The 23,440-nt window shown below is 49.0% G+C and carries 23 protein-coding genes; 13 read left to right on the top strand and 10 right to left on the bottom strand.

Going from position 1 to position 23,440, the window contains the following annotated elements; all coding sequences use genetic code 11:
- Positions 1–61 precede the first annotated feature (61 nt).
- From MKX74_RS21780 to MKX74_RS21790, 3 genes are all read left to right on the top strand, one after another.
- Positions 62–940 carry a DUF72 domain-containing protein gene (locus MKX74_RS21780; RefSeq protein ID WP_341180635.1) on the top strand — a complete coding sequence of 293 codons (879 nt, stop codon included), beginning with the start codon at positions 62–64 and terminating at the stop codon, positions 938–940.
- A 171-nt stretch (positions 941–1,111) separates the two neighbouring features.
- A complete protein-coding gene (locus MKX74_RS21785; RefSeq protein WP_341179812.1) occupies positions 1,112–3,082 on the top strand; it encodes a methyl-accepting chemotaxis protein in 1,971 nt (656 codons plus the stop codon).
- 204 nt (positions 3,083–3,286) lie between these two features.
- Complete coding sequence (locus MKX74_RS21790; protein ID WP_341179813.1) at positions 3,287–4,663, top strand: dipeptidase; 1,377 nt, start codon at positions 3,287–3,289, stop codon at positions 4,661–4,663.
- Positions 4,664–4,689: 26 nt separating this feature from the next.
- Here the strand turns inward: MKX74_RS21790 and MKX74_RS21795 are convergent, their stop codons facing one another.
- Complete coding sequence (locus MKX74_RS21795) at positions 4,690–5,184, bottom strand: hypothetical protein (protein ID WP_018885457.1); 495 nt, start codon at positions 5,182–5,184, stop codon at positions 4,690–4,692.
- Between the two features lie 295 nt (positions 5,185–5,479).
- Here MKX74_RS21795 and MKX74_RS21800 point away from each other — a divergent pair, with 295 nt between their 5' ends.
- Positions 5,480–7,444, top strand: a complete 1,965-nt coding sequence (locus tag MKX74_RS21800; RefSeq protein WP_341179814.1) for a methyl-accepting chemotaxis protein — start codon at positions 5,480–5,482, stop codon at positions 7,442–7,444.
- Positions 7,445–7,621: 177 nt separating this feature from the next.
- Here the strand turns inward: MKX74_RS21800 and MKX74_RS21805 are convergent, their stop codons facing one another.
- On the bottom strand, positions 7,622–8,068 hold the full coding sequence (locus tag MKX74_RS21805; RefSeq protein WP_341179815.1) for a VOC family protein: 447 nt from the start codon (positions 8,066–8,068) through the stop codon (positions 7,622–7,624).
- Positions 8,069–8,162: 94 nt separating this feature from the next.
- On the opposite strand from MKX74_RS21805, the gene MKX74_RS21810 reads away from it, so the two are divergent.
- The 6 genes from MKX74_RS21810 to MKX74_RS21835 all read left to right on the top strand — a co-directional run bounded on the left by MKX74_RS21810 (position 8,163) and on the right by MKX74_RS21835 (position 12,300).
- Complete coding sequence (locus MKX74_RS21810; RefSeq protein ID WP_341179816.1) at positions 8,163–9,116, top strand: helix-turn-helix transcriptional regulator; 954 nt, start codon at positions 8,163–8,165, stop codon at positions 9,114–9,116.
- Between the two features lie 91 nt (positions 9,117–9,207).
- Positions 9,208–9,927 carry an SDR family NAD(P)-dependent oxidoreductase gene (locus tag MKX74_RS21815; protein ID WP_341179817.1) on the top strand — a complete coding sequence of 240 codons (720 nt, stop codon included), beginning with the start codon at positions 9,208–9,210 and terminating at the stop codon, positions 9,925–9,927.
- Between the two features lie 164 nt (positions 9,928–10,091).
- On the top strand, positions 10,092–10,415 hold the full coding sequence (locus MKX74_RS21820) for a DUF5713 family protein (protein ID WP_341179818.1): 324 nt from the start codon (positions 10,092–10,094) through the stop codon (positions 10,413–10,415).
- Positions 10,416–10,481: 66 nt separating this feature from the next.
- Positions 10,482–10,649, top strand: a complete 168-nt coding sequence (locus MKX74_RS21825; protein WP_341179819.1) for a hypothetical protein — start codon at positions 10,482–10,484, stop codon at positions 10,647–10,649.
- Positions 10,650–10,809: 160 nt separating this feature from the next.
- The gene (locus tag MKX74_RS21830; protein ID WP_341179820.1) at positions 10,810–11,571 is read left to right on the top strand and encodes an AraC family transcriptional regulator; all 762 of its coding nucleotides are present in this window, start codon (positions 10,810–10,812) and stop codon (positions 11,569–11,571) included.
- A 30-nt stretch (positions 11,572–11,601) separates the two neighbouring features.
- Positions 11,602–12,300, top strand: a complete 699-nt coding sequence (locus tag MKX74_RS21835) for a transglutaminase-like domain-containing protein (RefSeq protein WP_341179821.1) — start codon at positions 11,602–11,604, stop codon at positions 12,298–12,300.
- A gap of 181 nt (positions 12,301–12,481) precedes the next feature.
- Here MKX74_RS21835 and MKX74_RS21840 read toward each other — a convergent pair whose 3' ends face one another.
- Positions 12,482–12,706: a helix-turn-helix domain-containing protein gene (locus tag MKX74_RS21840; protein WP_018885466.1), complete on the bottom strand. Its 225-nt coding sequence runs from the start codon at positions 12,704–12,706 to the stop codon at positions 12,482–12,484.
- 94 nt (positions 12,707–12,800) lie between these two features.
- Entirely contained in the window at positions 12,801–13,157 is a 357-nt protein-coding gene (locus MKX74_RS21845) for a hypothetical protein (RefSeq protein ID WP_018885467.1), read from the bottom strand.
- 201 nt (positions 13,158–13,358) lie between these two features.
- Here MKX74_RS21845 and MKX74_RS21850 point away from each other — a divergent pair, with 201 nt between their 5' ends.
- The 3 genes from MKX74_RS21850 to nagA are packed head-to-tail and all read left to right on the top strand — an operon-like array spanning position 13,359 to position 16,183.
- Positions 13,359–14,219 carry a MurR/RpiR family transcriptional regulator gene (locus tag MKX74_RS21850; RefSeq protein ID WP_341179822.1) on the top strand — a complete coding sequence of 287 codons (861 nt, stop codon included), beginning with the start codon at positions 13,359–13,361 and terminating at the stop codon, positions 14,217–14,219.
- Between the two features lie 3 nt (positions 14,220–14,222).
- The gene (nagB, locus tag MKX74_RS21855) at positions 14,223–14,951 is read left to right on the top strand and encodes a glucosamine-6-phosphate deaminase (protein ID WP_341179823.1); all 729 of its coding nucleotides are present in this window, start codon (positions 14,223–14,225) and stop codon (positions 14,949–14,951) included.
- Positions 14,948–16,183, top strand: a complete 1,236-nt coding sequence (gene nagA, locus MKX74_RS21860; RefSeq protein WP_341179824.1) for an N-acetylglucosamine-6-phosphate deacetylase — start codon at positions 14,948–14,950, stop codon at positions 16,181–16,183. The genes nagB and nagA overlap by 4 nt, the downstream gene beginning before the upstream one ends.
- 165 nt (positions 16,184–16,348) lie before the next feature.
- Here the strand turns inward: nagA and MKX74_RS21865 are convergent, their stop codons facing one another.
- From MKX74_RS21865 to MKX74_RS21890, 6 genes are all read right to left on the bottom strand, one after another.
- Positions 16,349–17,338, bottom strand: a complete 990-nt coding sequence (locus tag MKX74_RS21865; protein WP_341179825.1) for a YhcN/YlaJ family sporulation lipoprotein — start codon at positions 17,336–17,338, stop codon at positions 16,349–16,351.
- 133 nt (positions 17,339–17,471) lie between these two features.
- Positions 17,472–18,392, bottom strand: coding sequence for a DUF4340 domain-containing protein (locus tag MKX74_RS21870; protein ID WP_341179826.1), 921 nt, complete (start codon positions 18,390–18,392; stop codon positions 17,472–17,474).
- Positions 18,389–19,783, bottom strand: a complete 1,395-nt coding sequence (locus MKX74_RS21875) for a GldG family protein (protein WP_341179827.1) — start codon at positions 19,781–19,783, stop codon at positions 18,389–18,391. Before MKX74_RS21875 ends, MKX74_RS21870 begins: the two co-directional genes overlap by 4 nt.
- Before the next feature lie 7 nt (positions 19,784–19,790).
- Positions 19,791–20,507 carry an ABC transporter permease subunit gene (locus MKX74_RS21880; protein ID WP_341179828.1) on the bottom strand — a complete coding sequence of 239 codons (717 nt, stop codon included), beginning with the start codon at positions 20,505–20,507 and terminating at the stop codon, positions 19,791–19,793.
- Positions 20,504–21,676 carry an ABC transporter ATP-binding protein gene (locus tag MKX74_RS21885; RefSeq protein WP_341179829.1) on the bottom strand — a complete coding sequence of 391 codons (1,173 nt, stop codon included), beginning with the start codon at positions 21,674–21,676 and terminating at the stop codon, positions 20,504–20,506. Before MKX74_RS21885 ends, MKX74_RS21880 begins: the two co-directional genes overlap by 4 nt.
- A 434-nt stretch (positions 21,677–22,110) precedes the next feature.
- Positions 22,111–23,277, bottom strand: a complete 1,167-nt coding sequence (locus MKX74_RS21890) for a serine hydrolase domain-containing protein (RefSeq protein WP_341179830.1) — start codon at positions 23,275–23,277, stop codon at positions 22,111–22,113.
- Positions 23,278–23,440: the final 163 nt, after the last annotated feature.

Consider the following 23,440-nt stretch of genomic DNA (forward strand, 5'->3'; position numbering starts at 1 on the left):
ATTGTATCACATGCTACAATAATTACATGTTGCATAATTCATGACAAATGAGGTGCTACGAATGATTCATGTCGGATTAACCGGATGGGGGGACCACGAAAGCCTAGAACCCTACGGCACTAAGCCCTCAGCCAAGCTCTATGTGTACGGGACGCATTTTCCCATCGTTGAATTGGACAGCTCCTTCTATGCGGTACAACCAGCGGAACGAATGGCAAAATGGGCAGCGGAGACGCCAGATGGCTTCTCCTTCATCGTGAAGGCGTATCAGGGAATGACCGGACATACACGAGGCAAGATACCTTATTTCATCTCCGAAGAGGATATGTATCACGCCTTCTTACAGTCCATAGCCCCCATGGTAGAGGCTGGCAAGCTCAAGGCAGTCTTGTTCCAATACCCACCATGGTTCGATTGCACCTTTGAAAATGTACAGATTCTACGTGATACCCGTAGTCGGATGAAGGATATTCCCTGTATCGTCGAGTTCCGTCATCAGAGCTGGTACGCGGACGAATTCTGTGAACGGACACTGGCCTTCCTATCCCGTGAGCAGTGGATGCATAGTGTGTGTGACGAGCCGCAGGCCGGATGGGGATCGATCCCCATCGTCCCCAAGGCCACTCACCCGGAGCTGACACTCGTCAGGCTGCATGGACGCAATGTCAGCGGCTGGAATCAGAGTGATGCTCCGAACTGGCGTGAGGTACGATACCTCTATAATTATAATGAGCAGGAGCTCACCGACTGGAAGCACATCATTCTGGAGCTGCAGCAGCAGTGTAAGGAAGTATGCGTCATCTTCAACAACAACTCAGGTGGGCACGCTGCGGCTAATGCTAAGCAGTTGATGATGCTACTGGGCATGAATCCGAAGCCCCTGCCTGTTCGTCTGGCATCTGAGGATGGAGAAGACCCGGAGCAGATGAGCCTCTTTTAAGCTTCAAGTTATTTCCTTAGAATCCCCTCTCTCTTTTCCCCCGGAAGTGGCCGATATATATAGTATCAGCATGCTGCGGTATTTCATGTAAATAGCCCGCATATGCGTTATATCAAGCAGATGCTCCATTAACCGATGGGTGCAGTTCGTGCAGAAAGCCGGGGGATTGGAATGAAACTTGGATTCTTGACGCTTCGAAAAAAATTAATCGCAGCATTTCTTTTTTGCTTGCTTGTCCCCACGTCTATCATTGGTGTGTTTTCATATCTGGCTGCTGGAGATCAGATTCGTAATGAGTTATTGAATAGTGCACAAGCAGGCACTAATGCAGCCGATATGGCTGTCACCCAGACACTTAGCGTTAAGATGAAAGACATTGAATATTATGCAACCGTGTTCAGTCCAGACATGACTATGGAGCCGGAAGACTCCGGTATTCTTAATGTACTGGATACCTATTTGAATACACATGGTGACGTTCTGAACATGTATCTGGCTACTCCAGATGGTCGGATTGCGCCAGGACGTCCCCTTACCTCCAGCAATTATGACCCTCGTGAGAGACCATGGTACAAGCTCGCGATGAGCAATCCTGGTCAAACCGTTATGACGCCTGTAGAGCTGAATTCGCAGCAGGTCCCTGTCGTGTTCATTTCCCGAACATTACCAGATGGAAGTGGCGTTGTGGGACTATCCCTGGATCTTAGCGCACTGCAAGCCATGACGAACATGAAGATTGGGCAAGAGGGCTACGTCCTGATTTTGGATAACACGCATAAGGTTGTTGTACACCCGACACTGGCCAGTGCAGACCAGCCGGAAGGTGCATGGGTTGATCAATTGTTTGGTGCCTCAGAGGGGCTATTCTCCTACACAGACGTTGATAGCAGTAGAGAGATGAGCTTTACGACGAATGAGCTGTCTGGCTGGAAGATCGCCGGAAGCCTTGACACCGCCGAGATTCAGGCAGCTGTAAGGCCGCTCTTGAACTTCATTGTCATTGTAATGGTCGTATCGGCCTTGCTGGTTGGTGTGGCTGCGGTCATTATCGTCCGTTCCCTGCTGCGACCACTCCACCGTCTCGGTCGGTCTGCCGAGAGCATCAGTCAGGGAGACCTGGCTAGCCAGGTCCGGATTGATAGCCGCGATGAAGTAGGCGTGCTCGCCAGTCACTTCCAGACTATGGTGGACAATCTGAGAGGTATGGTAGGCGGCATTCAGGACATGACCGTCAATCTGTCCTCCTCCGCCCAGCAGCTGGCAGCTGGCGCTCAGCAGACAACGAGTGCGATAGAGCATGTCACGGTAGCCATGCAGGATGTGGCTTCAGGAACAGAGCAGCAAGCCATGCGGGTGCAGGAAGGTCAGGACAGCATGCAAGTCATTGCTGGCAAGTCACACGCGATGACCGAGCTGATTATCCAGATGTCCGAGCTATCTGAGCAAGCTATCGTGGCCTCGGATCAGGGTAGTGAGCATATCGGGACCAGTATCATGCACATTGACGGCATTCAAGCCATCGTCGAGGAGCTGGATAGCGTAATCAACACGCTAAATGAACGTTCCGGGCACATCGGCAGTATCATCACATTGATCTCCGAGATTGCCAAGCAGACCAACCTGCTGGCCTTGAATGCCTCCATTGAAGCGGCACGAGCTGGAGAGCAAGGCAAGGGCTTTGCCGTAGTAGCTACGGAAGTCGGCAAGCTCGCGGCGAACTCCTCTGCATCTGCGCAGCAGATTCGGGATCAGATCTCCAGCATTCAGGAAAGCGTGAACCAAGCTCATCAATCTATGGACACGGTGAAGGCAAGAGTTCAGGAGGGAATTGCCTCCATTGATCTGTCAGGACGCTCCTTCTCTCGTATTCGTCGGAATGTGGCCAAGACCGCCAAGCAGCTGGATACCATCACACGTTCCTCCGAGGAGGTAACAGCAGGAGCCAATAGGGCAGCCGAAGCCATGGCTGATATCTCTCGTCTAGCCCAGGAGGCAGCCGCAAATACCGAGACCGTCTCTGCTGCAGCTCAGCAGCAGCTAGCTTCTATGGAAGAGATCGGCTCGTCTGCTGCGGATCTGACACACCTGGCAGAGCAGTTACGTACACAGGTCGAGAAGTTCCGCATTGATTCAAATGAATAGAGAACAGCAGGGTAGATAGCGTCACAGGAATTTGATTGAGACGATGATCAAGCTTCATCAAAGAAGGTTCTTCTCCGGGTCTGCAATACACTCTGACCTGCGCAGAAGAACCTTTTGTGTCGTTCTTTCCGTTTTACCTTCAAAACGTGTACAATAGACAGGGACAGATTATGGAAAGAAAAGATTGAAGGAGGTCCTAAGTAGATGAGTTCCAACATCTATACTACATATTTTGCAGACCATCGGGAGCAGCACCTGTCAGAGCTGAAGGAATGGCTGACCATCCCCAGTATTTCTGCACTAAGCAATCACAAACAAGACGTGAACAGAGCAGCATCATGGCTGGCTGATCACCTGAAGGCAGCAGGTCTTGAGCATATCGAGATCATTGAGACAGCTGGCCATCCCATCGTATATGCGGATCATCTGCATGCCCCAGGGAAGCCCACCTTGCTAGTCTATGGGCACTATGATGTGCAGCCCGTCGATCCACTCCATCTATGGGAGACACCTCCGTTCGAGCCGACGGAGCGTGACGGCAAGCTGTATGCACGCGGAGCAACAGATGATAAGGGACAGATCTTCATGCACGTCAAAGCGATCGAGGCCATTCTCCGTGAAGACGGCAAGCTTCCGGTCAATATCAAGTTCTGCATAGAGGGTGAAGAAGAGATTGGTAGCCCTAATCTGTTAAAATTCCTCAATACTTCAGAAGCTGCAACCAAGCTGTCTGCGGATGCAGTGCTGGTCTCCGATACCTCCCTGATCGAGAAAGGCAAACCAGCGATCTGCACAGGGCTGCGCGGACTATGCTCCATGGAGCTGTCCCTGTACACAGCCAATACAGATCTACATTCCGGCAGCTATGGTGGTGGAGTGCCGAACGCACTTCATGCCATGGTCACGCTATTAGCTACCCTGCATGATGAGCAAGGACGTGTCGGTGTGGATGGCTTCTACGATGACGTTGAGCCTCTCTCCCCAGCCATGAAGACGGAGCTGGAGAAGATGGATCTGGACGAAGAGAAGCTACGCCAGGGTCTCGGTCTGGAGAGTCTATATGGCGAAGAGGGCTTTAACTTCGTGGAGCGTGTCGGTGTACGTCCAACTCTGGAGCTGAATGGTGTATACGGTGGCTTTCAGGGCGAAGGCAGCAAGACGGTCATTCCTAAGGAAGCTCATGCGAAGATTACCTGCCGACTGGTAGCGAATCAGGACCCACAGGACATCCTGGACAAGATCGAGCGGCATTTGAATTCGCATGTACCTACTGGTGCTCGCATTGATGTTCGCCAGAAGGAGAAGGCCCGTGCCTTCAACATTGATCCGGATCAGCCTTTCCTGCAGCAGGCGGCAGATGCGTTCGAGCGGGTCTACGGCAGACGGGCCATCTTTACCAAGGATGGTGGCTCCATTCCCATCGTTGAGACCTTCGCACGGGCTTTGTCCGCACCAGTTGTACTGATGGGTTTCGGTCTGCCAGATGAGAATCTGCACGCACCGAACGAGCATTTCAATCTGGAGAATTTCGATAAAGGTCTGTTGACGATCGTCGAATACATTCGTTCGCTGCAAGCCTGAATATAGAACAAAAAAACAACCGGCGCTCAGCCGGTTGTTTCTCTTTCCACGAAATATTTATTGGTCATATAGTATGCTTCGCCACGTGATGTTTCTACCATTCCCTTCTTTGAATCCAGGAACACGATCTCCTTACATTTGGTACAGTACCACTTGGTTCGCTTGAACGGGGACTCCGTTACATATGCGGTACCACACTTACAGTCAATTTTGATCAAAATCTCTGTTTCTTTGTAGGCGTTCGATAGCTGCTTCAAGCTGCTGTCTGTCTGTTGCTGTTGGACAGGCGTGATTACTTCCTGATAGCTGGAAGAAGAATTATGTACTTTGAAATCAGCAACCAAGTCTGCGTGCAGGCCGAAAAATTCTTTTCCAATCTCGGTGACGAACTTCGTTCCACTCTTGTAACAATTCATCCACTCCTGGATCTGCTGATTAGACAAAGGCACAGTGCCCTTAATGCCACTGTTTAATGTGTAGGTCATGATGTATAAAGTATCCTCTTGTCTGTTTGCGTACATGAAGAGCCTCCTTTGGATTCACTGCTAATGTACTATAAAGATATGAAAACATCAATGCTATCCCTTATTTTAACCTTAATGTGGCAAAAACCGTGGTTTGACGATTTTGATTTATTTTTTACATTCCTTCCTCCGGTCATAGGCTGTTATCTGCTCTGCTCTGCTCCTCTACTTTTCTCATTCTTTACAAATTCCCCCTCTCTCATAACTTTTAGTGTTCAGCCCGATATATATGGATGTACCTGTAAAACAATTCCCAATACCAGAACAGAAACAGACAACGGAGGAGAGACATATGAAGTTAGGCTTTTTTACTTTGCGCAGAAAATTGCTCGGATCATTTCTAATCTGTATGGTGATCCCTGCTTTACTGGTTAGCATAATTGCTTATGAAGTCGCCGCTGACAAAATTGAAGCTGAATTGATGTCAGGAGCTCAATCCAGCATCACGGCTGCTGACATGATCACTACCCAGACGATTAGTACCAAGGTCAAGGATATTGAATTTTATGCGAGCACCCTGAGCACCGAGATGGCATCCAATCCCGAGGAATCCGTACTACTACATGAGCTTCAGCTGTATCTGTCTACTCATGCAGAGGTTACGAATATTTTCGTAGGTACGAAAGATGGCCTCATGGTGCGAGGTCTGGAGCGTAACTCCTCGGAGCCCTATGATCCGCGAGAAAGAGCCTGGTACAAGGACGCCATGGACAAGCCCGGTGAGACGGTAATCTCATCCGTATCTTTGAATACCGAGAACATCCCTGTCGTGTTCATCTCACGTGTGCTTGCTGATGGAAACGGGGTCCTGGGTATGTCCCTGAATCTCACAGCATTGCAGGAAATGACCAACATGAAGGTCGGCGATCATGGATACATACTGCTCCTTGATGGCAGCAAGCAGATTATCAGTCATCCGACACAGCCTGCTGGAGAAGTAGCGGAGACGGATATCAGCGATGGTTTGTTCAAGGATGCCTCCGGTCAATTCGATCATATTGATGACGCAGGAGCCGCTGAACGTATGAAGTATGTAACCAACGAGTTAACAGGCTGGAAAATTGCAGGGGTACTGCAGATTTCCGAAATCTCACAGGCCATCGCACCAATTACCTATGCGACCTTCATCGTGCTTGGTGTGTCTACTGTGGTCATTGGCCTGCTTTCCTACTGGTTGATTCACTCGATGCTGAAGCCACTGCAACGACTCAGACAGGTGGCTGAGCAGGTCAGCCATGGAGATCTGACACAGCAGACAACAATCACTAGTCGGGATGAAATCGGCTTATTAGCTAGTTATTTCGGAACCATGGTACACAATCTCCGCTCAATGGTAGTGAGCATACAGGATCTAACCTCGAATCTGTCTGCCTCTTCTCAGGAGCTTGCGGCAGGTGCAGAGCAGACTACGCGTGCCATTGAGCATGTAACCGTAGCAATCCAGGATGTAGCCTCAGGCAGTGAGAAGCAGGCTGACAAGGTCCAGCACGGTCAGGAGAGCCTACAGGGCATTGCAGAGCAGATGACTTCCATGACTAATCTTGTAGCGCAAATGGCGGAGTTCACCGAGCAGAGCATTACCGCGTCTGACAATGGTAGCGAGCAGATTGGTCACAGCGTAGTCCACGTGGATGGCATCCGTTCCATTGTCGAGGAGCTCGATACTATTATCGCTGCACTCAACGAACGCTCTGTGCACATTGGTACCATTGTCACACTGATGGCGGACATTGCAAGACAGACCAACCTGTTGTCTCTCAATGCTTCCATTGAAGCTGCAAGAGCTGGTGAGCATGGTAAAGGCTTTGCCGTCGTGGCCTCCGAGGTTCGCCAGCTGGCTGAGAACTCGTCCGCTTCCGCTGGACAGATTAACGAGCAGATCGCGGGCATCCAGCAGCAGGTCTCTGAAGCCCTGCAAGCAATGCAGACCGTGAAGGAACGCGTCGGAGAAGGTATTCTGTCCATTGACTCATCAGGCCGCTCCTTCTCTCGCATTCGCAGAAGCGTCATGAAGGCTGCGAAGCAGCTGGAGTCGGTATCCGGCGCTGTGCAGGAGATATCCCACGGGGCTGAAGATGTCGTGCTTACGATGACCGAAGTGACCCATCTGGCACAGGAAGCTGCAGCCCATACAGAGACTGTCTCTGCCGCAGCCCAGCAGCAATTGGCTTCCATGGAGGAGATTGGTTCCTCCGCTGCAGACCTGACTCGCCTGGCAGAACAGCTACAGGAGCTTGCGGGTAGGTTCCGCATTTAAGGATGTCCTGAGTACGCTAGATAGAATACTAGACGAACGTGCCTGGATAAATACGCTACACCTGACGTATGTTCTAGCACAGTCAATCACTTACAACGAAGAGCCTCCCGGTCCACATCAGTGGACTGGTGAGGCTCTTCTCTGTCATGCTCCATTTTTGCTCCATTTTTGCCCCGGTTACTTGGCCAGACGCTTGTCGTACATCAATTGAATCAGAATACCGAATGGATCTTGTACAATCCCATAGGCCTCGCTGAAGACGATCTCGCCCAAAGGTCGGATCACCTCGGTTCTCGATTCCTGAAGCAGTGAATGATACATGCCTTCGATCTCCTGCCGATCTGCAGATTGAATACACAGGGAAATATGATTTCCTGCTTGGTAGCTTGATTGAGGGAGCATCGTCTCCTCCGCTAGCATAAGCTTATGCACCCCAACCTCCAGTATGGAATGGGATACCCACTGCTCTGTTCCTTCCTTCACCACCAGAGTCGGTTCCATTCTCTTCATCTCTTCATAGGTCACCTTGAAGATGACCTTGGCCTCAAGATGACGCGTATAAAATTCAATAGCCTCTGCCGCTCTTCCATTCATCGATAAAAATGTAACTACCTCGTAGCTCATCATGTCACTCCTTTATTCATGTATGATGTTACGTGTGATCTATGTATACTATAATCACGAAAGGTATCAAAATTAGACACCATTGGTGGAGACTATGAAAAAATACGAAAACATATACAGGATCATGAATTATGCCTATAAAAAAGATCGCTTCACACTGCAGGATCTAATGACAGAATTCAGCATTTCCAAAAGCACCGCCCTCCGCTACGTCAAAGCCCTTGAAGATATCGGTGTGCCCTTATACTCGGAAATGGGCCGCTACGGTGGCTACACTATTCTGGACACCTATAAACTGCCCCCCGTGACTTTTTCTCCACAGGAGGCCTACGCCCTGTTCTTCTCTATGAAGAGCATGGAACTGCTAGGGGCTATACCCTTCCAAGCCGAATATGGTGCCATACGTTCTAAATTTCTGGATTCGGTATCGCCGAATATCAGGAGTACACTGGAGCAGTTGAACTCTCGTATTTCATTTGGTACTGTGAAGCTAGCTGACGATTGCCCTATGCTGGAGCCCATTCTTCGAGCGATTCTGAAGCCGTCTGTAGTAAGCATCGTATATCAGACCGCGCACAAGCAGACTGAACGCCGCATCCAGCCCATAGGCATGCTCGCCAAGTATGGTAAATGGTACTGTCCGTCATGGGACCTCGACAAACAGGAATACAGGCTGTTCCGTTGTGACCGGATCATCCAATTGACTGTACTTGACGATCTACCTCTGAAGTGGCTGCAGGATCTGGATCTGACCAATCACTTCCAGTTGATACACAAGAGTAATCAGGCGATGGATTACATCATTACCATTGCTACAGAGGGCGAGCCCATCTACGAGCGTTCTCATTATCCCAATATGTCGCTTGCGAAGCAGGACGGGCAGAGCTTGATTACCGGCTGGATTGAACCTTCTGAGATGGATTTCCTGCTCCAATATTGTCATCAATTCGGGCCTTATCTGCTCGATATCCATCCTTATTCCATTAAGCAGAGGTTCACTCAGCAGCTCGTCAGCATGAAGGAACGACTGGGCAAAAGCATTCCATAGCGAAGGAACTCAAATAACCTAAGTAATGGTACGTAAGATAATGAAGGAATTGATATGATAGAACACACTGTTTAGTGATGAAGGAGAACCTATGAGAAACTATATTATTTTCGGTGCAAGCAAGGGGCTAGGCGATGCTTTTGTGAAAGGACTGCCTGATCAAGGGGATCAAGTATGGATCGTCTCCAGAAATAAGCCAGGCAGCATGGAGCTTGCGGACGGCGTCAATAGAAGATGGATTGCCGCCGATCTGGGGCAGCCGAACGCTGCACAGGTCGTATCCGATGCTCTGCAAGGCGAGACCATTGATGTACTGATCTATAACGTGGGTATCTGGGAAAAAGAAGGCTTCGAGGATCACTATAGCTTTGACCTAGATACCCCTGCTGAGATAGCAAATATTATCCAAGTGAATATCACCGCAACGATTACCTGTATACAGGCACTATTGACTAATGTACGACAAGCTGAGGCTGGCAAAATCATCATGATTGGTTCGACAGCCGGACTGGATCATACCAATAATGCTCAAGTGTCCTTCGTAGCCTCCAAATTCGGTTTGCGCGGGATTGCGAATGCCTTGCGGGAGCATGTTCGCAAAGACAACATCGCGGTCACCTGCGTCAATCCCGGCGAGCTGGCTGCAGAGATTCCGTTCGAGGATGGTCCTGACAAGGCGATTGCAGAATATGACGGGACCCGGATTCCTGTACAGGATATTGTCTCCATCGTGAAGTGCATTGTCAGTCTGTCCAAGGTTGCTTGCGTCAAAGAAATTCATGTGCCTGCCATTACGGATGTCAATGCATAGTGATTCGTAATGATGCTGCTGCGTAGACACAAACATTACAACTTGTAGTACCTGATGTAGAGCATTACAGGCCATCAATCGTTCGTATGTAAAACTAGCCTCAGGGGCTAAGTCACAATCTAGTTCATTTATCAACTAGTAGTTCTCGAAGGAGGTACAAGCCATTGAATGCAAAGCCACAGTTCGAGCTTTTAACAGACATGTATAGCAGCAGTTATTATCCCGATTTTCTGGTAGACAAGATCAAGGATGAGCTCGTAAGCCTAATGCATTTTCTGGAGAACGATACTAAGGACCTCGAAGCCATTCAAGAAAAGCTCGACCAGATGACGAGTGCCATTAACGATATTCAGGAGCTGTTCTGGGAACACGGGAGCGAGATTGAGACTGTTGCGCGGGATAGCATTGCCGTATCCGTGAGAGATGTACTCCAATTCTTCGCTATTGAGATTGATCTGGAGGAGGCCCTTCGCGAACGAGACTGGTAAGGAGCAAGAGTATGGTAGCAGACGCCTAAGGAGAATAGAGGATGTATGTAAAATCACTTCCCGGACATGAGCAGTATGAAATTAGAGCCGAACATCCAGTTCCGTTATGAGGAAGGCGGCGATAGCTATTTTGATTTTGACTTCAGGCTGAATATCGAAGCAACTGATATCTTCAGCCAGATCATAGCATCGGAGCTAAGCACTTGCCGGACAATCCTTGATGTTCGCAAGTAATAATGGTCACAGCACATGAGCCATGAATGATTATGAATTCGATCATGGAACAAGCGCACTGTTACCGAGAAGTAGGCTATGGCGAAGCATCTTCATATGGATTTATATATGATCCGATAGTTTTGACGCAGCACTTGATTACATGGGGGATTGTTTGCTGATGATTTTTTACGGGGCCGAGCACCACATCCTTGTATTATCCGATACCATTGATGCCGATGTGCATAAGCACTCTTTTATACAAGTTACCATCGCCTTAGAAGCTCCGTTTGACATGGACATTGAGGGGGAACCTATTTGTTCCAGCGGGGTGATTATTAATTCCAATGTGACGCATCGCTTGCACGGGATGGGGCAGCCTTTGCTACTGCTGCTTATGGATAGTACTTCAACAATGGCAGCAAGCTTCAAGCACTACATGGGTAGTCAGCCGTATGCGCTTTTTCCAGCAGAAATAATCAATGCTGTCGCCCCATTTGTTCAAGACACATCCCCTCATGTTAAGGATACCGATGGATATGTTTCGTTCCTGGAGAAGCTCATGCAGCATCTTCATTTGGATTACATGCAACCCGCTATGACGGACCCCCGCATCAAGAAGCTTATTCAGCTCATAAAAGCTTGTACAGATTCTGACCACTCGATTGGTCATTTTGCTAGCCAGATCGGCTTATCCAACAGTAGGCTGTCACATCTCTTCAAAGAAAATACGGGGATATCGCTGAGTGGGTACATTCTGCTCCACAAGCTTCAGAAGGCTTCTTATCTGATCTTCCAGGGACTCCGTATTACAGATGCCGCTATGGCAGCAGGATTTGATAGTCCATCACATTTAGCTGCCACAAGCAAGAAATTGCTAGGTATGACGGCCAAGGATATTCGCAAGGATAACGTCTTTTTGCAAGTTTCCTGCCTGCATTAGCTATACAATTAGTGCAAGGAGGTGCTCGTAATGAATTCATATCTAACGAATACTGTATTGCTTGACTACACTCACCCGACGATTCAAGGCCTCATTCGTAGTCGGCAGTGGGATCGTCTACCTGTGAAGGATCAGATTCTTGCCGTATATAACTACGTCCGCGACGAGATCAGCTTTGGCTACAATCGATCCGATGATATTCCAGCCTCCGAAGTGTTGCTAGACGGCTATGGTCAATGCAATACCAAGGGCGTACTTTTCATGGCATTGCTAAGAGCTCTTGACATCCCCTGTCGTATGCATGGATTCACCATCCATAAACAGCTGCAAAAAGGCGCAATGAAGGGCTGGTATTATAGACTGTCTCCCCAGGAGATTCTGCACAGCTGGGTGGAAGTATGGTATGAGGACAGGTGGTTGAATATCGAGGGCTTCATTCTGGACCTTCCTTATCTCACCAAGCTTCAGCAAAAATTTCAGCAATGTACAGGCTCCTTTTGTGGCTATGGCGTTGCTACAGACAATTTTCAGAACCCGCCCATCCATTGGAATGAAAATGACACCTATGTGCAGAAAGAAGGAATTGTTCAGGATTTCGGAACCTACGAGAGTCCAGACGCCTTTTTCTCCGCACATCAACAACAGCTGGGTCCGCTCAAAAAAAAGATCTATAGCCGGATTGTCCGTCATTTAATGAATCGGAATATCAGGCGCATTAGGGAAGGATAGTTCGCAAGGAACGTTCCAACACGGAGCCAAGAGCTCCGTGTTTTTGTTGTTGGTCGCTAATTTTCACCAGGATTTGATTGAATAATGGCAACGAAAAGGAATACCGCACAAAAACCCTCTCTCCCATCCTTCTGCAGAAGGATAATCAAGAAGGTTATGCACCCGCAGGAGCGTAAGTACGTTAGATTTTCAGTTCTCCAAGCTTGATCAGTTCTACGACCGCTTGTGAACGCCCCTTAACATTCAATTTTTGCATTACGTTCGAGATATGGTTTCTCACCGTTTTCTCGCTAATGAATAGCTGCCCTGCAATATCCCGCGTTGTCTTGTCTTGTACCAGCAATTCGAATACTTCACGTTCACGGTGAGTCAGCAAAAATTTGCTTTTGTGGTCGCTGCCCTTCAAGATTCACCCCTCCTTGCTCGGGTTTATGTGGTGTAACAAGGTTAAGGGATACAGTCAACACATTTTATGTTAGGTGAAGGGTGTTGGTTCAGTTTTACTGCAAAAATGGGCAGTTGTTTGCTCGAATGAACTCCCTCCAGCGTTTTGGGGAGAAGGGTTGATAAAAAAGTCTCTCCAGTTCATCATACTGTGACTCGTCCAGTCTCAGGTGGAGTGCTTTGGGGACGATCTTCGAACCAGGCTGGTAGCGCAGCTTCCTGCCTCCTGCTCCGCGCTTCAATGGAATGCGAAACTGTAGCAGATCCTCAAGCCGCTGCCATCCCTCCCAGCTTAATCGCCCTCCACGCTTCCAATCGATGGCATACAATGCAAAATACGAGCCATGTGTGTGCATTTTCTCCGCAATAATCCAGAGTGAGGGTATGTACTTCTGACGTTGTCGTCGATTCATAGCCAGATATCTCCTTTGCTGCTGGTATCCATGTAATCCATAGTAAATGAACCCGGGGCCTTTGTGTAATATTATGTTTTTTGTGGCTATGGCCCAGAATCCACTTGCTTTACTATAAATGATTGATTACAATCAAGGTGTAAAAATAATTTTCTTATCTAAGATATAATTAACAAAAATAATTTTCAGAGGAGCTTCTACATGACAGCCATACTGCATGTGCTGCAGCAGACATTGGAGGGTCTCCCTCCACAGGAGCGCCGGATTGCGGAGATTATTTTGCATACGCCCTCCGAAGTTCCAGGCTGGACGATTAACCAACTGGCATTACAAAGCGGGACAAGTCCCGCAACGGTGACACGTTTTTGCAAAGCGTTCCATTTCAAAGGCTTTCCCGATTTCAAAATGAAGCTGGCTGCCGAGATCTCTCAGCCTGCTCAGGAGACGGCCTATCAGGATATTGTAGCAGGCAATCCCCTGTCCCGAATCGTAGAAGCAATCGCCGCCAATCATCTGGCCTCCATTTCAGATACTACCAGGCTGCTAGATATGGAACGACTGGAAAAGGCCGTGGAGCTGCTATGTCGTGCTAATCGCATTGACCTGTATGGAATGGCAACCTCCTCCATTGTGGCTCAGGATTTCTATCAGAAGCTGGTACGAATCGGCAAGAACAGCACAGCTTTTGCCGACTCTCATATGCAGATCACTTCAGCCTCAACACTCGGACCAGAAGATGTAGCGCTCGCTGTATCTTATTCCGGTGAGACCCCGGAGACGATTGACGCACTGCGTGTCGCGAAGGAGAACGGCGCAGCTACGCTGTCGCTCACCTCTTATGGTAGCAATACACTTGCCCGAACTGCGGATATTCCACTATTCTCCTCCTCACTGGAGGAAGGAATGCGCAGGGGTGATATGGCTTCACGTATTGCTCAGCTGCATGTGATTGATATTTTGTTTACAGGTATGGTGAGCGCTGACTTTGAACACTACATTCCAAGACTGGAGCATTCCTACCGCAACGTACAGAAGATTCGTAAACATCAGGGAGGCGAATGAAGGATGAATATTCGAATTTTTGAACATGAGGATGACCTAAATGCAGCAGGAGCAGGCATCATTGCAAGCCTCCTTCAGACCAAGCCCCGTGCCACCCTCGGCCTTGCAACCGGAAGCTCACCGGTAGGCATTTATCGCCATTTAACCGCAATGTACCGCAGGGATCTAATCAGCTTTGCCCAGGTGTCCACAGTGAACCTTGATGAATATGTCGGATTGTCTTCCGACCACCCCGAGAGCTATCGCAGCTTCATGAACAAGCACCTCTTTGACGAGGTTGACATCCCACTCGCCAATACGCGTGTGCCGAATGGAAATGCTCCTGATCTACAGGCAGAATGCGCTGCTTATGATCGACTCATTGATGATCGAGGGCCAGTAGATCTTCAACTACTAGGCATCGGACACAACGGCCATATCGGGTTCAATGAGCCTGCTGAGAGTCTGATTGGTGGTACACACGTCGTCGAACTGGATGAGCAGACACGCACTGCCAACGCACGCTTCTTCGACTCGATTGATGATGTCCCCCGTCAAGCCATTACGATGGGCGTAGCTTCGATCATGAAGGCGCGCCAAATCCTGCTGATTGCACGCGGTGGAGATAAAGCGGATGTTATTCGCCGAGCATTCACCGGGCCGATCACGACTGCATGTCCGGCATCGCTGCTGCAATGCCATCCGCATGTCGTTGTTCTGCTTGATCGTAAGGCAGGGAGTCAGCTGTCATGAGGGAGCAAGAGTCTAAGTCGCATGTTATGTATGGCGCTGTCGTTACTCCGACAGGCATTATCCATGACGGCGCGCTGGTCATACAGGATGGAGTTCTGCAATATGTGGGCAATATGGAGAACATCCCAGCCCAATGGAAGGATGTCGCCTCCACTCTAACACCGACGGCAGGAATCTCTTCTGATCAAGCGATAGCATCTGGCTCGCATGGCTACCTTGTACCTGGATTTATAGATATTCATGTCCATGGGGGTAACGGAGAAGACTTTATGGACGCTAACAAAAAAGTACTCGATACCATTACTTCCTTTCATGCCTCACAGGGGACAACTTCTATGCTAGCTACGACCATGACAGCTCCCCGCATGAGCATCGAGCGTGTACTGGCAGAAGTGCATGCCTATAGCCAACAGGATATGCGATACGCTCAATTGCTTGGCGTCCATCTGGAAGGACCCTTTCTCAGTCCCAAGTGGCCAGGAGCACAGAACCCGGAGCATATTGCTCTGCCCAATCTCGAATGGGCACGATCGTGGGTCACGCAATATCCTGACTTGATCCGTCAGCTCACATTGGCTCCAGAGCAGGAAGGTGCACTGGAGCTGATTACCTGGCTGAGTCAGCAAGGAATTACCCCAGCACTCGGACATACCGATGCCACCTATGAAGAGGTTCAGCGAGCTGTCGAGGCTGGACTACGCCACGCCGTTCACACGTTCAATGCTATGACTCCACTGCATCATCGGAAGCCTGGAGCGGCTGGAGCGGTGCTCGGGGAGGATCGGATTGAAGCGGAGGTCATTGCCGACGGGATTCACGTTCATCCGGCAGCGGTGGTTTTACTTGCCAGACTGAAGCAGAATCATAATCTGATACTAATTACGGATGCCATGTCTGCGGCAGGACTTCATGACGGGAACTATACCCTCGGTGATCTACCCGTTGTAGTGAAGGACGGGATCGCACGCCTTGAGGATGGAGTGACTCTTGCTGGTAGCACCTTAACTATGATCCGCGGCTTCCGCTTCCTCATCGAAGAAGCTGGCATGAGTCTGGTGGAGGCCTCGCTGGCTGCCAGTCTGAATCCGGCACTATCCATTGGTATGGCAGATCGTGTCGGTTCTCTGGAGCAGGGTAAGCAGGCAGATATACTACGCTTGTCCCCTCAGCTTGCTCTTGAGGAGGTATGGATTCAGGGCAGGCAGTTACAGATGAATACACCATTCAACTGATAGCTGCAACGCATCATCCCAATATTGAGAATCGCAGCCTACAGCATGCGATATTAAAAATAAAAGTCACAGCAGGCACCGTGAGGTACTACTGTGACTTTTATTTATCGATTGCTCTGTCGTAAGAGCATCTCAGATACCGTTATCCCATATTATTGCACGACATTATCGAACCGTATTGCCGCCGCGCATACCTTGAGTTCCATTCATTTGTCCGTTTGGTTGGGTCATTCCGGCTGGAGTCGGGAACAAGCGATCCGTCATTTCACGGAATTCATTTGTAATCGCACGAACCGGATGTCCATTCTCAATGCCACGGGCAAAAGTTCCCATGCGCTCTGTAAATTCAGGATCAGCCGATACATACACATTCTCAATCTCCGGAGCAAATTGTTTAATTTTGTTGGCAATTTTGTTCTTCAGCTGCTGCGGTAGCTCTGCAGTCGTGGTAGTGCTGTTGTTCGTATGCATACCTGCTCTGTTCGTATCTACACCAGCTCTATTCATCATGCCATGATCACGAACACCTGCATTAGAGTTAGCTGCTGCGCCTCTCATCATACCAAGCACGCCCGTACGTGACGTCATGTCCATCCCTTGATCGGCTGGGCCATAGCCTGTATTTCCTCTAACCATGTTCCGCTCACCAGTCATTGGCACACCTGTCGTGTTAGGAGTATTCGTTCCATATACACGGGGACCTCCCAGGTCTGTCGTCCGCTCATTTACACCGTTCATCCCACGAGTGCCATTCATTCCATTTGTGCCATTCATCCCACGCGTGCTATTCATTCCACGTACGCCGTTTGCACCCATGTTATTCGTATTTACGGCTACATAGGCATCATTATTGCGCAGCATCACGGTAGCATTTCTTACTTCTGCCATTTCAGAAATGCGCTGGGACAACTCCTTGCTGACCCGCAGGTTCTCACTACGACCGTTCGCGCTGCCGTCCATCAGACCATCTCGTCCAGTGGAATTGACACCGTAACGATTCACTCTGTTCATATCCAGAGTCTTCGTTCCATACCGTGTACTGTTCGTGCTAACGTTTCCGTTGCCATCCCGGTATCCACAGCCTGTCACGCTGACCATGCCAGCAATCAGTACAGCAGATAAGGACAAAGAAATAAGTTGTTTCCCTCCAGGCATGAATTCATCCTCCAATATGATAAATTGTGTGACAATCCTAGAATGCGCTCATGAGAGGGCATTTATCCTGCAAGGATATGGGAACACAGTCGTACGCTTTATCATTATGAAGAAAGAAGGTTGCTGAAGAGTGTCATTCTGATTGGGCAGCCTCACTTGCTGATCGGTCGAGACTAGACACCTCACTCGCTGAGATACCATAGGCCCAATTGCTGCCCGGTGGAACCACCCATACCTTCGCATCGTTGGGAAGCGTCCAGCCTTGGTATACCTCTGTTGGATCTTGCCCTGAGCGTGTGACTGTTAAGGTGAATTGATGCACAGCCCCCTTGAGCTTGGAGGCGGGAAGCAAAGGTAGCTCTGCTACGGTATTCTTAATCTGGTCTGCAATGCCTGAGGCCACTTCATTCGTTACGCGGGTCCCATTCAGCTTCCACTCCGTCTCTGATGTTGTACTGCGGGACAGCATCCATGATGCTTCTCTTCCCTCCCATTCCAGCTGGGTAATCTCGGACTGATCCCACAGGAAAGGTGTAGTATTCACGAATTCAGAATAGCTCAGCAGCAAGGAAGTCATCGTACTATTGGCTATGGACGTAATATCTCCTTCATTCACCCGAGCGTATACCTGATCACCCGTAGGAAGAGTATCTCCAAAAGCAATCTTTGTGACTGTTCCCTGCTCATCCGTAATTTCAATCTCGTCGTGTTGCCCATCCATTCCATATTTAGCTGTCTCCTGCGGGTTCGCTTCAATGACATCTCCGGCTTCTGCTGTCTGCAGCATATCCAGCCATCGCTCTACACCGTATTTATTTAATGGATAGGCATCCGGTTCTTTCATCATCCAGGCCCCATTGTCCTGAATAAGTCGTATAGCTGTCCCATCTTCTCCTTTTCCACGAATTACAATCTCTCGGATTAAGCTCTTATCCTGTTGGACTAATCGCGCTGCTACGGTCTCGGTGCTCCGAAAGAAATTCTCCGAGCTTGCATACCAGAAGCCGGCTATACATATCACGACCAGCAATAATGTAGGCATCCATTTTCTCATGACTGTCTTCTCCTCCACCACAGAAGTGCCCCACCCGCTATCAGCACCAGTGGAATTCCGACCACAGTAATGGCTAAGATGGTCCGGGCTTGAACAGGCGTCAAATAGGCCAGCTCATAGCCTTGCTGTTGTCGCGGTCTGATCGACAGATCGTTGGAACGCTCCAGCAGATGATTATAGCTATTCAGCGCCAGATCCCGATTGCCTCCATTCATCCATTCCGTATCACTGAACAGGGCCGAGCTGCCTAGAATTATCGCCTTGGACTTGCCCTCTGCTGTATCAGCCGCATACCCTAGATTTACTGGTCCCTGAATATCAGTACCTTCATTAAAGCTCGTATCTCCATTTAACAGGCCCTTAATATCTAGCTCTCCATAGCTGTCTCCCGAGCTCTGCATGAGAGAGGTCAGCTGCCAATTGCTCTGCTCCTCCTCGGATGTGGTCAAAGCAATAGACAGAGACAGCATGGGCAGCAGATTGGCTGAAGCCAGCTTCGACGTAATCGGATGCTCTCCAAGACTAGGCACAACCCACAGTGGTCCCAGTGTACTCGTCTGGGTACGATCCACTGTGACGGCATGCAGGTCCTTCACGCCATAGTCAGAAGCCAAGGCATCAATATTACTCCAGCTCTCTGCCATATCATCCTTGAACCCAAGTGCTAGAAGAAGCTTGCCGCCATTGCTCAAATATTCACGAATCAGCTTCAACTCCTGATCACTAAGATCACGTTGCGGACCTATGATCGCTAGTACATCCGTATCCTCAGGAATGGCTCCATCCCGATTCAGTTGAAGCTCGGTAGCCGTAGCGTTGTACTGCTCCAAAGACGAATGTAGCCCCGTCATTTCTGATAGTGGAATCTCTTCATGCCCGCTCAGGAAGGCAATCTTATGCGTATCCGAGGAGGACAGAGACATCAGACTTGAGGTGAGCTGCTCCTCCCCTGCGAACTCGTAGCCATTGCCATCTGCCGTGGCACGGAACAAAGTACCGATATCTACGACTCGGCTCTGATCACCCTGCAGGAGCACAATCGAGGCGGATGAAACACCATACTGCCGCGCGAGTGCAGGCTCCTGATTCAATTCATACTCCTCCACAGACAGCTTGCTGCTGCGTTTCTTATATTCTTCAAGCAGATCAGAGACATCCTGATTCAGAACCTGATTCTGCGCACTACCTACCGTAAAGGACAAAATGCGCACATCCTGCCGGATCGACTTCAGCACACTCTGTGTCTGCTCAGACAGGGTGTACTGCTTATTCGCGGTCAGATCGAGCTGAAAGCCGCCAATCGAACGAAGAAACAACGTAAGCAGAATGAATATTCCAACTGCAGCCAGTGATAACACCACACTGTTTCCATGTCCCAGCCATTTTTTCATGTTCCGTTCACCTCCACCGTTTCCGTTCCACAACCTGTATGCTGAACAGCAGGAACAGTGCGGACAGTGTTATATAGTAGATGATGTCGGCTCCATTCAGGATGCCCTTCAGGAATCCATTAAAACGACTGGATAAGGAGAAGGGCCGAAGCCATTCCATAATAGCTGTGTTGCTATTGCCTCCGAGTGAATCAAGCATCCACAAAGTGAGCAATATAATGAAGCCGGCTACGGCCGCCACCATCTGATGTCGCGATAGAGACGAAGCGAATAGACCAATCGCCATCATACCAGCCCCCATGAGGAATAACCCGAATGCGGAGGTGAAGAGTATAACGAGGTCCAGCTCTCCGAACTGGGACATTAATAACGGATAGAGCAAATTAAGTAAGACCAGCACCAGCAAGAATACGAGCGAGGATAAATATTTACCTAAAATGATCTCTGTCGTGCTTGCTGGTGAGGTCAGTAATAACTCGTCAGTTCCCTGACGGAATTCCTCGGCCATCAGTCTCATCGTCAATAGCGGAATAACGAAGATGAAGACAGATAATGTATCCCCCAGTACCAAGCGATAATCTACGATACTTGGCTGATAAAACACGAAGCTTGAGTAGAACAGTAACCCCGACAGGAGCATGTACACGGCAAGTATCCCGTACGACATAGGTGTCCATAGATAGCCATGCAGCTCCTTTCGACAGATCGCAAGCATCCTTCTCATCGCTTGTCCTCCTCTGCTGAATTCTGCTTGTCCAGTGTGGAGCTCGACGATTCAGGCTCGCCCGCTGAAGGAGTGTCCTGTCCGGAAGACTCTACCTGATTTGGAACGGTCTGTTGAGGATCTTCCGCTGATACTATCTCTTCTGATGGGGAGGAGGCGCGCTCCAATGTCAGCTGCTGGAATATCTGCTCCAGACTTGGCTGTTCTCGCTTCATTTCCAGGATGGGCAGGTTCGCCTCGGATAAAAGATAGAATAATGGCTCACGGAAGTCCTCAGCCGTATTTCCTTCAAGGACCAAGCGAGTAATCCCAGGATTCGCTGGCTCATGGAGTGACTCATTTTCACCATGGCTCGAACGCCGCTCTGCCTCAGTTAATGTGTCCACAGCTAACGTGTTCACAGCACCAGCTACCTGAGCCTTGGCATATGACCATCCTTCCAGTACACTCATGACTTGCTGCCGCTCCCCCTTGACCTCCAGTGTTACTTTGAAGGCTTCATTCACGCCTCCTCTCATCGCTTGCGGATCACCATCCAGGACAATCTTCCCCTCATGGATGATCAGCACTCGGTTACAGAGCATACTTACCTCAGGCAAAATATGTGTACTAAGCAGTACGGTATGTTCTTCCCCCAACTCACGAATCAGATCCCGGATCTCCATAATCTGATTAGGGTCCAGCCCCGACGTAGGCTCGTCCAGCACAAGTAAATCTGGCCGATGGAGGATAGCCCCCGCAAGGCCAAGTCTTTGCTTATATCCCTTGGACAGGCTCCGAACAAGCTGTCGTTCCCTTCCATTCAGACCTAGTCTGCTAATCATTTCGCTAATGGTCATTTTTTGTTCACGGGCAGGAACATTTCGCAGATCCGCTACGAATCTCAAATAACCTTGCACGGACATTTCCGAATACAGAGGCGGTGTCTCTGGCAAATAACCAATTCGTGATCTTACCCGCTTCCCTTCATCATGCACGGAGATCCCATTCACCAGCACTTCTCCCGAGGTGGGATACAGATATCCGGTAATCATTCGCATCGTCGTGGTTTTTCCGGCTCCATTTGGCCCCAGAAAACCAACAATCTCACCGGGCTGGATGCTGAAGTCAAGCTCTTTGACCCGCATCCGGCCTTCATAAGCTTTGCTAACCTTCTTCACATCAAGCACATCACTTCATCCTTTCTCCGCATATTCCCGCCTTTCATGCGGGAGGCTGTACCACTATATCTAATAACTACTAATTCTCGCTTAAAGTTATCTAAATGCAAGCTTAAAAAAATGTGTCTAACTTGTGAACTAATAAATCTCTAATATCAGCTTGCCCCTTTATTGCCATTTGACTTGCTGAGCCTGAAAAAAAAGAAACTGCTCCTGCCAGAGCCTACGACGAAACATGGATGTCGCAAGCACGGCACGAACAGCTGTAGAAGGCAGAAAAAAACTGATATCATGGCGAGTGGAGTATGACTCTGGTGAGAAATAAGTAATAGACTGAGACCTTTATGATAAATTCTCATCTCAAATTTACTTAGTAAATGTAATCTGATATCCATATAGAGTCTACATATTCCAAAATTTGTTCAAGATAATGTTCTTACTCATTACTTAACTCCTCGAATACCCTTGTAGACAGATTCGCACAGCTCCGTTGTAAACCTGCCTGACATTCCTTCAAGCGCCGTATTAGTGAACGCTACAACACTAAGCTCCTCACTCGGATCAACAAACCAGGAGTGACCATAGGTGCCGCCCATCCGCCACGTTCCCGGCGATTCCGGTGTATTGGCATCCACTGGGTCCTTAAGCAGCGTGAAACCAAGTCCAAAGCCTCTTCCCGGCCAATAGGGCATCACAAGGTTACCAATTTGATTGGTTGTCATTTCTGCGACAAGAGCCTTAGGCAGAATCGGATTTCCTCCCTGCCGCAAAGCTTCCAGCAATTTAAGAAAGTCTCCTGCGCTACCAATCATACCAGCTCCACCAGAAGGATAAGCTGTCTTATCGGTAAACCTATTGGGTGAAAGGCGGAATCCTGCCGTCCCCTCCACGAAAGGAATGGTATCAAAATCGTGCAAGCGCCGGGGCTCTCCAGCACTGTCTGCGTAAGCCGCGGTCAATCGGTCCGCATCCACAGCCTTGAAATCCGTGTCCATCATTGAGAGCGGATGAGTTACAAGCAACCGTACAGCTTCACTTAGCGGCATTCCAGTTACCTTTTCGATGACCGCTCCGAGCACGTCTGTTGCTATGGAATACCTCCACATTTTCCCCGGCTCATATAGAAGAGGGACAGAAGCGAGTCTTTGCAGATTCTCTTCAAGTGTAATTCCTGCCAGGTCCATGCCGTCCGATACCCCGGCAAGCTCATAAGTTCCCGATTCTTCCTGGAAGAAACGGTAGGTTAAGCCGGCGGTATGTGTCATCAGATGGTGAATGCTTATAGAGGCATATTGTCCGTTTGGCAGTTTGGGTCGAAAGGCGGGCAACCATTTTCCCACCAGATCGTTTAACTGCAATCTCCCTTGCGAAATTAATACTAAAGCTGCCGCTGACACGATCGGCTTGGTTACCGAAGCATATCTAAACAAAGCATTTTCCTGCATCGGTCGTTTCTGCTCGCGGTCGGCCCAACCAGCAGACCTGTGGTAGACAACATTTCCGCCTGATGCAATTAGGACGACGGTACCCACGATCCTTTTTTCCTCAAGTGTGTGGTCAATGACCTCATTGACGTTTTTATGCAGCCATTCCAGATCTATTTTTCTCATGCTTCTCATCCTCTCCTGCTGTAATTCACTTGATTATTTATAGCAAGTGTGTTTATTATATAAATAATTTCTGTCACCTTACATAAAGGAAACAAGTTATATAAAGAAATTTTCGATGATTTTAAAGGCATTTAAAATAAATGGATTTTAAATTAAAGGAGGA

The organism is Paenibacillus sp. FSL K6-1230 (assembly GCF_038002385.1).
Classification (GTDB): Bacteria; Bacillota; Bacilli; order Paenibacillales; family Paenibacillaceae; genus Paenibacillus; species Paenibacillus massiliensis.

What these genes read in the sequence shown, in the direction of transcription:
- MKX74_RS21780 (WP_341180635.1), top strand. Translation starts at nt 62, where the DNA reads ATGATTCATGTCGGATTAACCGGATGGGGGGACCACGAAAGCCTAGAA.
- MKX74_RS21785 (WP_341179812.1), top strand. Translation starts at nt 1,112, where the DNA reads ATGAAACTTGGATTCTTGACGCTTCGAAAAAAATTAATCGCAGCATTT.
- MKX74_RS21790 (WP_341179813.1), top strand. Translation starts at nt 3,287, where the DNA reads ATGAGTTCCAACATCTATACTACATATTTTGCAGACCATCGGGAGCAG.
- MKX74_RS21795 (WP_018885457.1), bottom strand. Translation starts at nt 5,184, where the DNA reads ATGTACGCAAACAGACAAGAGGATACTTTATACATCATGACCTACACA.
- MKX74_RS21800 (WP_341179814.1), top strand. Translation starts at nt 5,480, where the DNA reads ATGAAGTTAGGCTTTTTTACTTTGCGCAGAAAATTGCTCGGATCATTT.
- MKX74_RS21805 (WP_341179815.1), bottom strand. Translation starts at nt 8,068, where the DNA reads ATGAGCTACGAGGTAGTTACATTTTTATCGATGAATGGAAGAGCGGCA.
- MKX74_RS21810 (WP_341179816.1), top strand. Translation starts at nt 8,163, where the DNA reads ATGAAAAAATACGAAAACATATACAGGATCATGAATTATGCCTATAAA.
- MKX74_RS21815 (WP_341179817.1), top strand. Translation starts at nt 9,208, where the DNA reads ATGAGAAACTATATTATTTTCGGTGCAAGCAAGGGGCTAGGCGATGCT.
- MKX74_RS21825 (WP_341179819.1), top strand. Translation starts at nt 10,482, where the DNA reads ATGAGCAGTATGAAATTAGAGCCGAACATCCAGTTCCGTTATGAGGAA.
- MKX74_RS21830 (WP_341179820.1), top strand. Translation starts at nt 10,810, where the DNA reads ATGATTTTTTACGGGGCCGAGCACCACATCCTTGTATTATCCGATACC.
- MKX74_RS21835 (WP_341179821.1), top strand. Translation starts at nt 11,602, where the DNA reads ATGAATTCATATCTAACGAATACTGTATTGCTTGACTACACTCACCCG.
- MKX74_RS21845 (WP_018885467.1), bottom strand. Translation starts at nt 13,157, where the DNA reads ATGAATCGACGACAACGTCAGAAGTACATACCCTCACTCTGGATTATT.
- MKX74_RS21850 (WP_341179822.1), top strand. Translation starts at nt 13,359, where the DNA reads ATGACAGCCATACTGCATGTGCTGCAGCAGACATTGGAGGGTCTCCCT.
- nagB (WP_341179823.1), top strand. Translation starts at nt 14,223, where the DNA reads ATGAATATTCGAATTTTTGAACATGAGGATGACCTAAATGCAGCAGGA.
- nagA (WP_341179824.1), top strand. Translation starts at nt 14,948, where the DNA reads ATGAGGGAGCAAGAGTCTAAGTCGCATGTTATGTATGGCGCTGTCGTT.
- MKX74_RS21865 (WP_341179825.1), bottom strand. Translation starts at nt 17,338, where the DNA reads ATGCCTGGAGGGAAACAACTTATTTCTTTGTCCTTATCTGCTGTACTG.
- MKX74_RS21870 (WP_341179826.1), bottom strand. Translation starts at nt 18,392, where the DNA reads ATGAGAAAATGGATGCCTACATTATTGCTGGTCGTGATATGTATAGCC.
- MKX74_RS21875 (WP_341179827.1), bottom strand. Translation starts at nt 19,783, where the DNA reads ATGAAAAAATGGCTGGGACATGGAAACAGTGTGGTGTTATCACTGGCT.
- MKX74_RS21880 (WP_341179828.1), bottom strand. Translation starts at nt 20,507, where the DNA reads ATGAGAAGGATGCTTGCGATCTGTCGAAAGGAGCTGCATGGCTATCTA.
- MKX74_RS21890 (WP_341179830.1), bottom strand. Translation starts at nt 23,277, where the DNA reads ATGAGAAAAATAGATCTGGAATGGCTGCATAAAAACGTCAATGAGGTC.